We start from the raw sequence: 14,788 nt of genomic DNA, 5'->3' as shown, positions 1-14,788 counted from the left end.
AATACTATTTTGATTAAGCTATTTTAGTTGTTTATCCTTTGATCAAAACTACCAGGTTGAATAATGGTTGTTGATGTAGACATATGCGGCTTGAAAGTTGGTGACGAACATCCTGTAAGACTTATGGGTATCATCAACCTCAGCAAGGAATCCTTTTACAAGGGATCTGTTGTTAGTAACGATTCTCTTCTTGAGGTTGCACAAAAGATGATCGATGACGGTGCGACCATAATTGATATTGGTGCACGTTCAACATGGCCTCTTGCAAGTCCGGTGATAAGCGAGGAAGAAGAACTCAATCGCATGATACCTGCACTGGAAATACTGAATGATAACGTGGATGCAATTATTTCTGTAGACACTGTTTATGCAAGCGTTGCAAAGGAATCACTGAAACATGGTGCGGACATTATCAATGATGTTTCGGGATTTACCACAAATCCTGAGATGATGGATGTTGTTGCTGAATACGATTGCCCTGCTGTTGTAATGGCATCAGAAGAACTTCCCGGTGATCCAATTGGCATGGATGCGATCATGCAATCACTAGCTGATATTATAAGCAGAGCAGATGCTAAAGGCATAGAAACCACCAAACTTATTCTTGACCCTGCAGTTGGTAAATGGATAGCAGAAAAAGACCCGATATTTGATTTTGAGACCATAGACCAGTTCGAGAGTCTAAGGATATTTGACAGGCCGCTGCTTGCAGCAGTTTCACGGAAATCATGTATTGATGCTGTGCTGCACAAGCCTGCAAACGAAAGACTATACGGAAGCCTTGCTGCGACTGCTATAGTAGTTCACAAGGGAGCTCATATTGTAAGGACGCATGATATCCCTGAAACAAAGGATGTTGTAGAGGTGGCGGCTGCAATGAGAAAAAGACAGCCTTTTGTGAAGGAAGGCGATTTTGAAGTTAGCATTTCAGATATAACACACCCGGATGATGCTGAATACCTAATGAAGAGCATGCGTGTTACCGGCACCGGTGCAAAGGTCATGAAGAACAAAACCGTTAGCAAGGTAATCCGTGTGAACAACATCACCACCACCGAGGCATTGATAATCAAGCAGGAGATCCTTGCAAGAGGCGGAGATGCTGCCCTTGAACGTGATGCAGTATCACACGAAACCGACAAAACCAATGTACTCATAATAGGAACCATATTACAATTTGAGAAACTGGTCCATAAGCTCTCATTCCAGGCACGCAACCTTCCTTTGATCGCGGAGATGATTGCGGAAGTGCTTGAAAATGACATGGATGTGGAGCATGGTTACCTGAGGGAATTATGATAATCTCATCTGCGAAACCCTTTGAAGAGATACTTGAAATACTGAAAGACGAGGATGATATCTTCGTTGTCGGCTGCAACGCATGTGCAGCAAAGATACACGTTGGTGGAGAGCCTGAAGTTCTGGAGATGTGCCAGCGTCTTGAAGATGCAGGAAAACATGTTGTCGGCTGGGTAATCCCAAGTGCAGCCTGTAGTGTAGCTTCATATGATTCACTCGTTGAAAAGAATCCTGCAATAAAGGATGCTAAGACTATTCTTGTAATGGCCTGCGGAAGCGGAGTTTCTATTGTAGCCGGTGTTGTGGATGTGCCGGTTTATCCATCAAATGACACTGTATCCCTTGGAGGAAGAACCCAGGGAGAAGTTGTTCCCGAACTCTGTGCCATGTGTGGTGAATGCAAGATATATTATTTTGGCAGTGTGTGTCCGAAGAGTTTATGTCCCAAGCATTTGCTAAACGGACCCTGTGGAGGTTCTGTAAACGGAAAATGTGAAATCGATTCTGAAAAGGATTGTGCATGGGAGCTTATCTGCAACAGGCTTGAGAAAATTGGAAGACTCGACCTGCTGGATAAGATATGGACAGTGGATGAAATTACTGAGTGATTATTTGCAAACGATAAATACTTTGTAGCCTCTGCGATGATTTTAAAACCCTGACAAACATATACTTTCCCGATGTCCCGGACCTTCAAAGACAAACTCACATCAAACGATTTTCTGATAACAGCAGAGGTTAGCCCTCCCAAGGGAACAGACCTTGCAGACATGCTTTCTGATGCGGAACTCACAAGAGGATGGGTTGACGCTCTCAATGTAACTGACAACCAGAAAGCCATCATGCGTATGAGCCCGCTGGCAGTGAGTAAAGCTCTCCTTGACGGCGGTCACGAAGTTATCATGCAGCTCACATGCAGGGACAGGAACAGACTTGCACTACAATCCGACCTGCTTGGAGCATACTCTATGGGCATCAGGAACCTCTGTATTATGACAGGTGACCACACAACAAAAGGAGATCACCCGAAAGCAAGGCCGGTTTATGATCTGGACTCAGTGCAGCTTCTGAGCATTATAAAAAATATGCATAATGGATACGATATTGCAGGAAATCCAATAGAGAATCCGCCACAGTTTGTTTTAGGTGCTGTAACAAATACTGATCCTTCCAAAAAAGCACAGATGATGAAACTACGAAAAAAGGTCAAAACAGGCATTGAGTTCATGCAGACTCAGGCTGTTTACGATATTTCCATGTTCGAATCATTCATGGAATCTATTGGAGACATTGAAGTTCCGATCATTGCAGGAGTAATTCCACTCAGATCTGCAAACATGGCTAGATTCATGAATGGGAACATTCCGGGAATAAATGTGCCTGATGAGATTATTGAGAGAATGGAAGCTGCTGAAAAACCAAAAGAAGAAGGAATGGCTATTTGTGCAGAGGCAATAAAAGAACTGCAAAAACTTTGCCGTGGAATTCATCTCATGCCAATTGGGAAACATAACAATACACCAACCATACTTGAAATGGCCGATATCAGGAAGAAACAATAATGACAAAAACGCAAATCGACCATGCAAAAGAGGGCATCCTCACACCTGAGATGCTGGAAGTTGCAAAAGCAGAGAATATTGATAAAGAACTTGTTCTGGAAAGGGTTGCAAATGGCAGCCTTGTAATAATGACACGTAAAGGGTGCCCGCCTGTTGCGATTGGCAAAGGTGCAAGGACCAAGATCAATGTTAACCTTGGAACCTCATCCGCTGCGATTGACCCGGAAGCAGAGGTCGAAAAGGTTAAGGTCGCACAGCAATATGGTGCAGCTACAATTACCGATCTTTCAATGGGGGGCGATATATCTGCCATAAGGAAAATGGTTTTTGAGAATACAGAACTCCCTGTTACAACAGTTCCGATCTACCAGACAATCGTTGAATGTGGAATGGAGAACTTAACTATTAATGATATACTTTCCTACCTGAAAAAACATGTTGATGAGGGAGTAAGTTCAGTACTGCTTCATTGCGTGGAAAAGGAGATGCTTGAACAACTCAAAGGCACAGGCAGAGTTATGGGAATGGTCTCAAAAGGTGGTTCCTTTACCAGCAGTTTCATGCTTCTTAATGAATGTGAGAATCCTTTTATCGAGCATTTTGATGAGATAATGGAAATACTCAGAAAAAATGATGTTGTACTATCCCTTGGGAACACCATGAGAAGCGGATGCATCCATGACCTGAAAGATAGCGCCCAGTTAATGGAAATTGAGACGAATGCAACACTTGCAAAAAGAGCAAATGAAATGGGTGTGCAGGTAATAATCAATGGCATGGGTGGTCATATACAGGCAGCTGATATTCCGGATTCTGTGAAATTATACAAGGACAAAGCTGATTTTCCACTCTTTGTTGCCGGACCTCTGCCTACTGACATTGCAGTTGGTTACGACCATATTGCAGGAGCAGTTGGTGCAAGCATGGCAAGTGGTGCAGGTGCAGATTATCTCTGTTACATAACACCGGCAGAACATCTTTCACTTCCAGATCCACAACAGGTTAAAGAAGGACTTATTGCATTCAGGATTGCAGCTCACATTGGAGATTCTATGAAATATGGATTAAATGATGCTGACATGATGCTTGCTGAAAAAAGAGCAAACTTTGACTGGAGAGGACAGGCAGAACTTGCCATTGATCCTGCAAAGCCTTCACAAATGTGTCCTGATGAAGGACCCTGCTCAATGTGCGGGGATTATTGCGCCATAAAAATAATGAAAAATTATCTTACAGGAGATAACTAATGCCGCAAGAGCCATCTTTGCCATTCCTGCAAATGTTTGGTGTCAAAACTCCAATTATTAAACCCGGCGACAACATTGCAGAGGTAATCATTGATTCACTTGAAAAACAGGGATTGGAGTTGCAGGATAATGACATTCTCATCATTGCCGAATCTCCACTTGCAACAGCAGAGGGACGCCTTGTACGCCTTGATGACATCACTCCAGGGGAGAAAGCCAAAAAGCTTGCTGAAAAATACCAGCTGGATGAAAGGGAAATGGAGCTCATAGTTCAGGAATGTGATGAAATATTTGGAGGAGTTCCGGGAGCAGCATTAACAATTACCAGAGGTACGCTGGCACCAAATGCCGGCATAGACGATTCCAATGCACCTGAAGGTTATGTGGTCCTCCTTCCGGAAAACGCACAGAAAAGTGCAGGAAGTATTAGACAGAAAATCAAGGAACTTTGTAAATGCAATATTGGAGTAATTGTGGGTGACAGCCGGACACAGCCCCTGAGACTTGGTTGTGTTGGAATTGCCCTTGGGACTTCCGGGATAATTCCTGTAGAGGATGCAAGGGGAAGCTGTGATCTTTTTGGGAAAGAAATGACAATAACCCGTAAAGCAGTTGCTGATAATCTTGTTTCTGCAGCACAGATACTTATGGGTGAAGCCGGTGAAAGTGTGCCTGCTGTAATTGTAAGAGGTGCACCTGTCCAGGTAGTTGATGATGATATCGATATGCCCCTTTTCAGCAGGGAAGAGTGCATGTATTATAGCAATATCAGAAAAGCATAGTTTTTTCAGTTTATAATTATTACTTTTCTTTATAAATACACATGCTGCGCCTTCAAAGAAATATATAGAAACATATAATCACATATGCCTATTGTAGATGAAATTTTGTATATAGCGCTACGGATAAATGAAAAACACAATTTAACTACATAATTCATTTGTGGAAACTACTAGTGCCTCAAATCCAAAATCCTGCCAGAAACCTTGAAAAAGGTTGGTGATTTGATGGATAAAAGACACACATTAATATTTGCATTATTTGTTGTATGCATGCTTGTTCTTGGAAGTGCAGCTGCTGCTATGGCTGGCAAGAACAATAACAACAAATGGGATGATGATGATTACAAAAACAAAGGTCAATATATTTCAGACAAAAACTCTAACCAAAAAATTAAAAATGTTATTGTGATGGTTCCTGACGGATGTGACCAGAACATACAGACCCTTGCACGCTGGTACCTTGCAGAAGAGGGTGGAGAAGAACTACAGCTTGACAGCATGTATACCGGGATGGTTTCCACAAACATGGCAAACTCAGTCATCACCGGCTCTGCAGCAGCAGCAACAGCATTTGCAACAGGTGAAAAGACAACCGCCAGATTCCTTGGTGTCGGACCAAGGACAGAAGATCTCCTTTCTATCTATGATGCAGAAGATATGGCTGAGCCATACGCTCCAATAGCATCAGTCCTTGAAGGTGCAAAGCTCGAAGGAAAGGCAACCGGTCTTGTAGCAACATCCCGCATAACCCATGCAACACCTGCAGCTTACGCAGTACACATTCACGACAGAGGCATGGACAACGAGATTATGGAGCACATGGTCTACCAGGACATTGATGTAGTATTCGGCGGAGCAGAACGCCACTTAATTACAGAAGCAGACGGCGGCGAGCGTGAAGATGGCGAAAACCTCACAGAAGTTCTTATCGACGAAGGTTACAACTACGTTACAACAAAGACCGAGATGGAAGCGATCATAACCGGTAAGACCTGGGGAATGTTCGCAAGCAGCCACATGGAAGCTGAAATGAACCGCGAGGGAACTGAGCAGCCTTCAATCGCAGAAATGACAGACAAGGCAATTGAGCTTCTTTCACAGGACAAAGACGGGTTCTTCCTTATGGTAGAAGGTAGCCAGATCGACTGGGCAGGACATGCTAATGACGAACTGTACATGGTAACCGACTTCATTGCATTTGATGACGCTGTAAAGATAGCTGTTGACTTCGCTGAAGAAGATGGACACACACTTGTAATCGTGTTCCCTGACCACAACACTGGTGGTATGACAATAGGAAACGAGAACACCAATGGTGCTTATCCAGAACTTACTTACACTGACGTCTCAGTAGACGAGATCATTGATCCTATTAATGGCGGAGCAGGCGAGTCTGTAATTGGATGGACAACAGGTGGTCACACAGGCGGAGATGTACCACTCTATGCATACGGTCCTGAGAAGCCAACCGGACTCCTCGATAACACCGAACTCGCAACATGTGTTGCTGATGCATTCGGCTTTAACCTTGATGAAGTCTCTGAAGAACTCTTTGTAGAAGTAAGCGATGCATTCGCAGAAGACTGGGAACTTGATACAACTGACGCAGCAAACCCTGTCATCATAATCAACGGAGAAGCTGAACTTCCTGTAAGCAAGGATATTCTCAGAATTGACGGCACAGAATACGATCTTGAAGGTATTGTCGTTGCTGTACCAATGGCAGATGGAGATTCCACACTCAGCGAAGATGATGAATTCTTCATACCACAGGAAGCAGTAGAAATTATCAACGAGATGTAAATTTTAATATGAAAAGAGGGTTTTATTCCTCTTTCTTTTTTCATTTCAGTTTAAACTTGAACCGGATTGGAACCTTTTTTCTTCCGGCAAAAATAATCATAGATTAAAGATAATTAAGATATGTGTTGCCCACCTATTTTATATTAATAATCAGAAAAGACATATTTAAGCTTATTTTAAAAAAATAAAACAAAATAAGGCTTATTTTAGCGATATGAAACGATAGATTAATATAGGGTTGCCCAATCAAAAATATAGACTAATAATTCTATCAACCTTATTTCAAATTGAGGTATTCCAATTAGAAAAAAGAAAATAGAAGTTCGTAATCTTGTCAAGATATTCGGCAAGAATCCTCAAAAAGCAATATCGCTCATAGAGGAAGGCGTTTCCAAACAGGAAATTTTTGAAAGAACAAAACAGACCGTTGGCCTTTATGAAGTAAACTTTGATGTTTACGAAGGAGAGACTTTTGTACTCATGGGACTCTCTGGTTCAGGAAAATCAACTCTTTTGCGCTGCCTGAACCGTCTGATAAATCCAAGTGAAGGTCATATCCTTATTGACGGTGATGATATTGCCACAATGGATGATAAGGATTTGAGAGAGGCCAGAAGAAAGAAAATGAGTATGGTCTTCCAGAGCTTTGCACTTCTACCTCATAGAACTGTAATAGACAATGTGGCTTTTGGTCTTGAGATACAAGGCATATCAAAGGAAGAAAGATATGCAAAAGCTGAAGAAGCTATTTCCAAGGTTGGTCTGAAAGGCTACGGATCAAGCAAGACATCTCAGCTAAGTGGAGGTATGCAGCAAAGAGTGGGTCTTGCAAGAGCCCTTGCCACTGACCCTGATGTTCTTCTAATGGACGAAGCATTCAGCGCACTGGATCCGCTTATTAGATCGGAGATGCAGGATGAATTGATCGCACTTCAGGACAAATTGAAGAAAACCATTGTGTTTGTGTCCCATGACCTTGATGAGGCTCTGAAGCTTGGTGATCGAATAGCTATCATGAAAGACGGAATGGTCGCACAGATAGGTACTGCAGAAGAGATCCTTACAAATCCTGCTGATGATTACGTATCAGAATTTGTTGCCGGTGTTGACAGGACAAAGATACTTACAGCTGAAAATATCATGAAAAGACCAGATCCTGTAGTGTCAGTCAATTCAGGACTTCCTGTTGCACTTCAGCTCATGAAGAAACATGGTATGTCATCAATATTCGTAGTTGATGCAGATAAGAAGATAAAGGGAATATTATGTGTTGATGCTGCAGCTCCTGCAGCCAAGGAACATAAAGGCATAAGGGATGTCATGAGAACCGATATCAACATAATAACTCCTGATATGCCCATAAAGGAAATAATACCAATGATGGCAGAGAATGCCTTACCTATTGCAGTTATTAACGAAAATGAAAAGATATTAGGAGTAATAGTCAGAGGTAGCATACTTGGTGCTCTGGCAATGAAGGAGGAGGATTAGAATGGTCTTGCCTGAACTTCCCATAGGAGAAGCAGTGGAAACAGGAGTTTACTGGCTGAATGATAATTTTGGTTTTTTAATGGATATCTTCAGTGACCTAATAGATATGCTAATCTCCGGATTCAAGGATGTATTGTTATTTTTACCACCTTTTGCATTCATTATTGTGGCTGCTATCCTTATATATCTGGGTTCCAGGAAAAATCTAAAACTTGCAATTGGAAGCGTAGTCGGATTTTTACTGATAGATAGTATGGGACTGTGGACTCTTTCCATGGAAACTATCGCTCTAGTATTATCATCAGCCCTTGTAGCTTTATTGATAGGAATTCCTACAGGGATTCTGGCTGCAAAGAATGAAACGATTTTCCATATTGTGAAACCAGTACTGGACTTCATGCAAACCATGCCCTCTTTTGTTTATCTGATACCTGCAGTCATATTCTTCGGACTTGGAAATGTCCCGGGTCTTGTGGCAACAATCGTTTTTGCAATGCCACCTGCTATCCGTTTGACAAATCTGGGTATTCGCCAGGTTCCGGTAGAGCTGGATGAAGTTGCATCTGCTTTTGGCACAACACCAATGCAAAAACTATTCAAAGTTGAACTTCCAGTTGCTCTTCCTACAATAATGGCAGGCGTAAACCAATGTATCATGCTCTCACTATCCATGGTTGTAATCGCTGCCATGATCGGTGCACGTGGGCTTGGTTACCAGGTACTTGTAGGAATACAGCGAGTAGACATAGGTCAGGGATTTGAAGCGGGTATAGGAATCGTAATTATTGCGATCATACTTGACAGACTGACCCAAAACCTTACACCAAAAAAATAATTCATATTAAATTAAAGACCATCCGGTCTTTTACTTTATACAAAGTTGTGATAAAATGAAAAGTCAAATAAAAGTCCTTTCAGTAATTTTAGTTCTTGCCATGCTTGTTATGGTAAGTGGATGTGCTGACCAAGGCACTACAGATACAGGAAATGAAGAAGATACAGTTACAAAAGAAGCAACTATTGGCTATGTGCTCTGGGATGGAGAGATTGCCAGCACAAATGTCATGAAACTTGTCCTTGAACAGGCAGGTTATGATGTTGAGATAATTGCTGTTGATGCAGGAGCACTCTACCAGGGACTTGCAGACAGTCAGTTCGATTTTACAACTTCCGCATGGCTCCCACAGACACAGAGGAATTACTGGGAACAGTACGGAGATGATATTGACAGTGTTGCAGTTAACCTTGAAGACTGCCGCATTGGCCTTGTTGTACCAACATATGTAACAATTGATTCCATAGAAGAACTCAATGACAACAAGGAACAGTTCAACGGTGAGATCATTGGTATTGACCCGGGAGCAGGTATCATGTCTACTACAGAAACTGCAATCGAGAATTACAGTCTTGATTATGAACTTGTTTCAAGTAGCAGTGCCGGAATGACAGCTGAACTTAAAAGTTCCATCGAAGATGATGACTGGGTTGTTGTAACGCTCTGGTCACCTCACTGGGCATTTAACAGCTTTGACTTGAAATACCTTGAAGATCCAAACGGAGTCTACGGCGAAGCAGATCATGTTGAAACACTTGCAAGGGTAGGCCTTGAAGAAGATGATCCGGAACTCTATGGAATAATCAGCAGATTCCAGTGGACACATGATGACATCCAGTCCGTCATGTCAAATCTTGAAGCGGGCATGTCAGAAGAAGAAGCTGCTCAGGAGTGGGTGGATGCAAACCCTGAGAAAGTAAACGAATGGCTCGGAACTGAAGAATAAAGGTATTAACCTTTATTTTTTAATTTTATTTTACATGATATAATAAATCATAGAGGTGATTTTATGAAAAATAATTTTTTAAAAATACTTGCATGTTTAATAATTGCATGCGCTCTTATTAGTTCAGGTTGTACTTCTGAAGATAACGCAAGTGATACTGAATCCACGGCAGAAGATACAACACAGGAAGCAGTAAAAATTGGGATAGTACAGTGGGATGACTCACGTGCTACTGGAAGTGTATTCACACAGATTCTTGATGAAAGTGAATATGAATACGAAACTGTAGAAGGTGCAGACCTTGGTGCTCTTTACCAGGCAACAGCACAGGGTGACATAGATGTTCTGATTCAAGCATGGTTACCTGCAACCCAGGCACCTTACTGGGATAAATACAATGATAGCCTTGTTCAAGCACAGGTAATTGCATCAGGTGCAAAGTGCGGACTGGTTGTTCCTGAATACGTACCAATCAACACTATTGAAGAGCTCAAAGGCAATGCCAGCAAATTTGATGGACAGATAAGTGGTATTGAACCTGGAGCAGGTATCATGCAGAACACAGAAAGCTGCATTGTAGATTACGAACTCGAAGAATACGAACTTTACTCAAGCAGTACTGTAGGAATGGTCACTGAACTTCAGGACAAGATCAACAACGAAGAATGGGTAGTTGTAACCCTTTGGAGACCACACTGGAGTTTTGCTCGCATTGATGGCCTTAAATTCCTCGAAGACTCAAAGGGAGAATATGGAGGAAGTGATGACCTTATTATACTTACCAGGACTGGTTTTGAAGAGGATAACCCTGAATTCTATCAGATAATCCAGAACTTTGAGATGGACCTTTCTGACATAGAATCAATTATGATTGCAATTGATGAAGGTCAGACCCCGGATGAAGCTGCAGCTGCTTGGCTTGCAGAAAATCCTGAAAAGATAAATGAAGTTATTGGAACCCAGGAATAAACTAAATAAGTGAATTTGAGAGAACTAAGTTCTCTCTTTAACTCTTTTTTACTTAGATTCAGGCTTCTTCCAGCTCATAAGCCTGCATAATCATGTGATATTCAATAGGAGGCATCCTTGAGTAGAATGCTCTTTTTATGACCTCGCTTAGTGACGGATGAATATCCATTGCATACATTATAGGGCTTGCATCCTGATTTTGAGTGTACATTAGAGGAATTATCTGATGTATTAGGACTGAAGCTTCAGGTCCTATAATATGAGCACCAAGAATCTTCTGTGTTTCACTTTCAAGGATAATTTTCACGAACTCATCACCAAGGGACATTGCAACTCCCTTTGCAGTATCCTGGAACCGATAGAAACCAATAGTAATTTTGTCCTCTCCATATTCCACAACAGCCTGTCTTTCCGTCATTCCGACACCGGCAATTTCGGGGTATGAGAACACGGCATAAGGAACAGCATGATAATCGGCTTTCATATTCTTTTTAAGTATAGCATTATAGTACACTACAGTAGACTCATGGTTTGCAACATGTTTGAAAAGGTATTTACCATTGGCATCTCCAAAAGCCCAGACATTTTTTGAACTTGTTTCAAGGTGTTCATTCACTTTGATCCAGCCACGCTTATCAGTATCAATCTCTCCAAGATCTGGTTTGAGGATATCCGTATTAGGGCTCCTGCCTGTTGCCACAAGTATTGCAGATGCAGTGATTTCTTTTTCCTCATCTGTTTCACGGTCTTTTGCAATGACGACTTTGCCTTCTGCAGAGGATTTCACTTCAATTACTTCACAGTTGGTAAGGATATCCATGTGCTTTGACATCATTTTCTTTGCAAGAGTGGAGATTTCTGGTTCTTCTTCAGGGATAAGCCTTGGGTTTCTACCTATGATAGTAACCTTCGAGCCCATGGCAGAGAAGAAATGTCCGTATTCAGCTGCTATGTAGCCTCCACCGATTATTGCAAGGCTCTCTGGAAGCTCTGTAAGTTTCAGGACATCATCACTTGTAAGGTAATCTATATCTTCAATTCCTTTTATAGTAGGAATAGCCGGCTTTGAACCTGTACACAGGAATATCATTTTTGCAGTAATTGTCTCAGCACCAACCTTCATTGTATAGGGAGATACAAACTCAGCAGGCTCATTGTAAAAATCCAGCCTGTGAAGATGAGTATAACTATTTCTGATGCCTTCAATATCCTGAGATATTGAACTTTGCATCCTTTCCATTACTGCCTTGAAATCTATGTTTTCAATTGAAGCCTTGATACCAAAGTTATCTACAATTCCTATTTCCCTGACAAGTTCTGCAGGATATAGAAGCATTTTTGAAGGAATGCAACCACGGGTTAGACAAATTCCTCCTGGTTCATCCTTATCAATCAATGCTATTTTCATTTCAGAATCCGCATCGAGTATTCCACTTATATAATTTGTTCCGGAGCCTGAGCCAATTACAATAAGATCATATTCTTTCATTTGATTCCCCACTTTATCATGTTCCTTTGAACATTGGTTTCTATTAGGTATAATTACTTTCGATGTAAAAAAAGTAAAACTATAGTACTCAGTATTAATATTATAATACATGCATGCAAATATGAATACGAACTTACAATGAGCGGAAAAACAAAGGACAACACAGAGAGAGAAGAACTTTCCAGCAGACTTGGGTTTTTACTTATATCTGCTGGATGTGCCATCGGACTTGGCAATATATGGCGCTTCCCATACATCACGGGAAAATATGGAGGAGCTGCTTTTGTTCTTATTTATCTTGCATTCTTGATTCTACTTGGTTTCCCTATTCTTTTAATGGAATATTCTATTGGAAGAGCCGGAAAACTGAACATTGCCGGAGCCATGAGAAAACTGGAACCTGAAGGAAGTAAATGGCATGTTTTTGGATACATGGGAATTATAAGAAATGTACTGCTCGTAATGTTCTATACGACAGTTGCAGGCTGGGGACTTGCCTACGTTTACTATTCTATTGACGGAAGTTTCTCCGGACTTGAGCCTCAGGAAGTTGGCAGCTTTTTCGAAGCTTTTCTTAGCCATACACAGGAGATAGTATTCTGGATGGGACTTGTTGTGCTAACCGGATTCTGGGTATGTTCAAAAGGATTACAAAAAGGAGCTGAAAAAGTAAGCAAAACACTGATGTCCGGAATGGTGCTTATTTTATTGATACTTGTCATCAAATCTGTCACTCTGCCGGGAGCAAATGCAGGAATTATTTTCTATCTGAAACCTGATATGAGTCTTATAGACAGTGAAGCTATTTATGCTGCAATGGGACAAGCTTTTTTCACGCTTAGTGCTGGTGCGGGCGGAATGGCCATTTTTGGAAGCTACATAGGTAAAGAACGCTCCTTACCGGGAGAAACTATCAACGTGGTTGTGCTGGATACTTCAATTGCCCTACTTGCAGGACTTGTTATATTCCCTGCTGCATTTGCTTTTGGCATTGATGCAGGTGCTGGACCAGAACTTATCTTTGTAACACTTCCCAATATATTAAACCAGATGACAGGAGGAAGATTATGGGGTATTCTTTTCTTTACATTCCTTGCATTTGCAGCCATGTCAACTGTTATTGCAATATTTGAAAATATAATGGCTTTTACCATGGATGAATGGGGATGGAAGCGAAAAAAGGCTGCATTTGTCAATACTATTGGGATACTTGCGCTTTCACTTCCTTGTGCTCTGAGTTTTGGCCCTTTAAGCTGGATACAACCTTTTGGACCAGGTACCGGAATACTTGATCTTGAAGATTTCATATTCAGTAACAATATTCTTCCAGTTGGTGCTCTTGCAATTGTGATGTTTTGTACATTAAAAACCGGATGGGGTTGGGATAGGTTCATTAAAGAAGCAAATATCGAATAGGGAAGAAAATTACCAGAGTGGGTAAGCCCTTATGCAAGATATTTACTGCCCTTCATAGTCCTGATGATTCTTGTACAGGGTTGGATTAATTTATTATGATTCCATAATTAGGAAAAACAAAAAAGAAATAAGGGCATTTGAGCCCTATTTTGAACAAGAGAGAAACATGTTTTCTAAGTTACTTATTGTATAAAGGTGCTTTTGAGTATATTAGTCATGGAATAAAAAATATCAAAATAAAAGTAATTATACAAAGCTTTAATGAGATATTTTTCAAAACTTTTTTGGTAAATGTTTTCAATATCATGAATAATTATTTCACTGTCACTTTTACATGAAAATTTTATTTGGAAAAACAAAAGTTAACTAAAGCCAAAACTAATTATCATGAAACAAATTAGAAAAAGAAGTTGTTAGATCATGTGTGAGTGAGCTGGCAGCGATCCATATTTCCCAAAGACTCTCGTACTTAAGTACAGTATGGAACGCTGGCAGGCTTATCTTCTGTGTTCGGGAAGGGTACAGGAATGACCCTGCCGCTGTGGCCGCCAAACTCACTCACGATGAATTGGTAAAGGTAAAGCCAAGGTCCGGATTCGAACCGGAATGGAATCGCTCTGCAGGCGATTGCGTAGCCGCTCCGCCACCTTGGCAGTGAGCGATTTATGGATGAATCCATTATATTTATAGCTTACCTTTGTTATCGGGTATATTCAACATACACATATCAGATTTCGCCTGGACAAAGCAAGACAGACAGGCACGGATAGTTAGTAGCCGCAGACTTAACACCTCGTTGCCTTGGTGCTTACATCCCGACCCTATCAAACCGGTCTTGTACCGGAATCCTTAACGTGGTCTCTTTTCAAGTCAGATTTCGAGCTTAGATGCATTCAGCTCTTATTCCTTAGCGCGTAGCTGCTCAGCGATGCCCTGTCGGACAACTGAT

The 14,788-nt window shown here is 41.3% G+C and carries 12 protein-coding genes, 1 tRNA gene and 2 rRNA genes; 11 read left to right on the top strand and 4 right to left on the bottom strand.

Annotated elements, in window-relative coordinates:
- Nucleotides 1-63: 63 nt before the first annotated feature.
- The 10 genes from folP (at nt 64) to J2746_RS13060 (ending at nt 10,934) form a co-directional block, all read left to right on the top strand.
- Entirely contained in the window at nt 64-1,299 is a 1,236-nt protein-coding gene (gene folP / locus J2746_RS13105; protein WP_209621916.1) for a dihydropteroate synthase, read from the top strand.
- Nucleotides 1,296-1,907, top strand: coding sequence for a methylenetetrahydrofolate reductase C-terminal domain-containing protein (locus J2746_RS13100; protein ID WP_209621914.1), 612 nt, complete (start codon nt 1,296-1,298; stop codon nt 1,905-1,907). The genes folP and J2746_RS13100 overlap by 4 nt, the downstream gene beginning before the upstream one ends.
- A gap of 72 nt (nt 1,908-1,979) precedes the next feature.
- Entirely contained in the window at nt 1,980-2,861 is an 882-nt protein-coding gene (locus tag J2746_RS13095; protein WP_209621912.1) for a methylenetetrahydrofolate reductase, read from the top strand.
- Nucleotides 2,861-4,108, top strand: a complete 1,248-nt coding sequence (gene thiC, locus J2746_RS13090) for a phosphomethylpyrimidine synthase ThiC (protein ID WP_209621910.1) — start codon at nt 2,861-2,863, stop codon at nt 4,106-4,108. Before J2746_RS13095 ends, thiC begins: the two co-directional genes overlap by 1 nt.
- Nucleotides 4,108-4,890, top strand: coding sequence for a coenzyme F420-0:L-glutamate ligase (cofE, locus tag J2746_RS13085; RefSeq protein WP_209621908.1), 783 nt, complete (start codon nt 4,108-4,110; stop codon nt 4,888-4,890). The genes thiC and cofE overlap by 1 nt, the downstream gene beginning before the upstream one ends.
- Before the next feature lie 225 nt (nt 4,891-5,115).
- A complete protein-coding gene (locus J2746_RS14925; protein WP_209621905.1) occupies nt 5,116-6,693 on the top strand; it encodes an alkaline phosphatase in 1,578 nt (525 codons plus the stop codon).
- A gap of 294 nt (nt 6,694-6,987) precedes the next feature.
- A complete protein-coding gene (locus J2746_RS13075; RefSeq protein ID WP_342451848.1) occupies nt 6,988-8,184 on the top strand; it encodes a quaternary amine ABC transporter ATP-binding protein in 1,197 nt (398 codons plus the stop codon).
- Between the two features lies 1 nt (nt 8,185).
- Nucleotides 8,186-9,019, top strand: a complete 834-nt coding sequence (locus J2746_RS13070) for an ABC transporter permease (RefSeq protein ID WP_209621902.1) — start codon at nt 8,186-8,188, stop codon at nt 9,017-9,019.
- Between the two features lie 55 nt (nt 9,020-9,074).
- Nucleotides 9,075-9,965 carry a glycine betaine ABC transporter substrate-binding protein gene (locus J2746_RS13065; RefSeq protein ID WP_209621899.1) on the top strand — a complete coding sequence of 297 codons (891 nt, stop codon included), beginning with the start codon at nt 9,075-9,077 and terminating at the stop codon, nt 9,963-9,965.
- A 63-nt stretch (nt 9,966-10,028) separates the two neighbouring features.
- Nucleotides 10,029-10,934 carry a glycine betaine ABC transporter substrate-binding protein gene (locus J2746_RS13060; protein ID WP_209621896.1) on the top strand — a complete coding sequence of 302 codons (906 nt, stop codon included), beginning with the start codon at nt 10,029-10,031 and terminating at the stop codon, nt 10,932-10,934.
- Between the two features lie 58 nt (nt 10,935-10,992).
- Here J2746_RS13060 and J2746_RS13055 read toward each other — a convergent pair whose 3' ends face one another.
- Nucleotides 10,993-12,423: a dihydrolipoyl dehydrogenase gene (locus J2746_RS13055; protein ID WP_209621894.1), complete on the bottom strand. Its 1,431-nt coding sequence runs from the start codon at nt 12,421-12,423 to the stop codon at nt 10,993-10,995.
- A gap of 138 nt (nt 12,424-12,561) precedes the next feature.
- On the opposite strand from J2746_RS13055, the gene J2746_RS13050 reads away from it, so the two are divergent.
- Nucleotides 12,562-13,839, top strand: coding sequence for a sodium-dependent transporter (locus tag J2746_RS13050; RefSeq protein ID WP_245250171.1), 1,278 nt, complete (start codon nt 12,562-12,564; stop codon nt 13,837-13,839).
- 431 nt (nt 13,840-14,270) lie between these two features.
- On the opposite strand, the gene rrf is transcribed toward J2746_RS13050, so the two are convergent.
- From rrf to J2746_RS13035, 3 genes are all read right to left on the bottom strand, one after another.
- Nucleotides 14,271-14,392: ribosomal RNA gene (rrf, locus tag J2746_RS13045) — 5S ribosomal RNA — on the bottom strand.
- Nucleotides 14,393-14,420: 28 nt separating this feature from the next.
- Nucleotides 14,421-14,492: transfer RNA gene (locus tag J2746_RS13040), tRNA-Cys, on the bottom strand.
- A 97-nt stretch (nt 14,493-14,589) separates the two neighbouring features.
- Nucleotides 14,590-14,788: ribosomal RNA gene (locus J2746_RS13035) — 23S ribosomal RNA — on the bottom strand; the annotation flags it as partial.

It is taken from the genome of Methanolobus bombayensis (genome assembly GCF_017873415.1).
In the GTDB taxonomy this organism is placed as follows: domain Archaea; phylum Halobacteriota; class Methanosarcinia; order Methanosarcinales; family Methanosarcinaceae; genus Methanolobus; species Methanolobus bombayensis.
The sequence above is the reverse complement of the archived record's forward strand: the minus strand, read 5'-3'. Positions and strand labels throughout refer to the sequence as shown.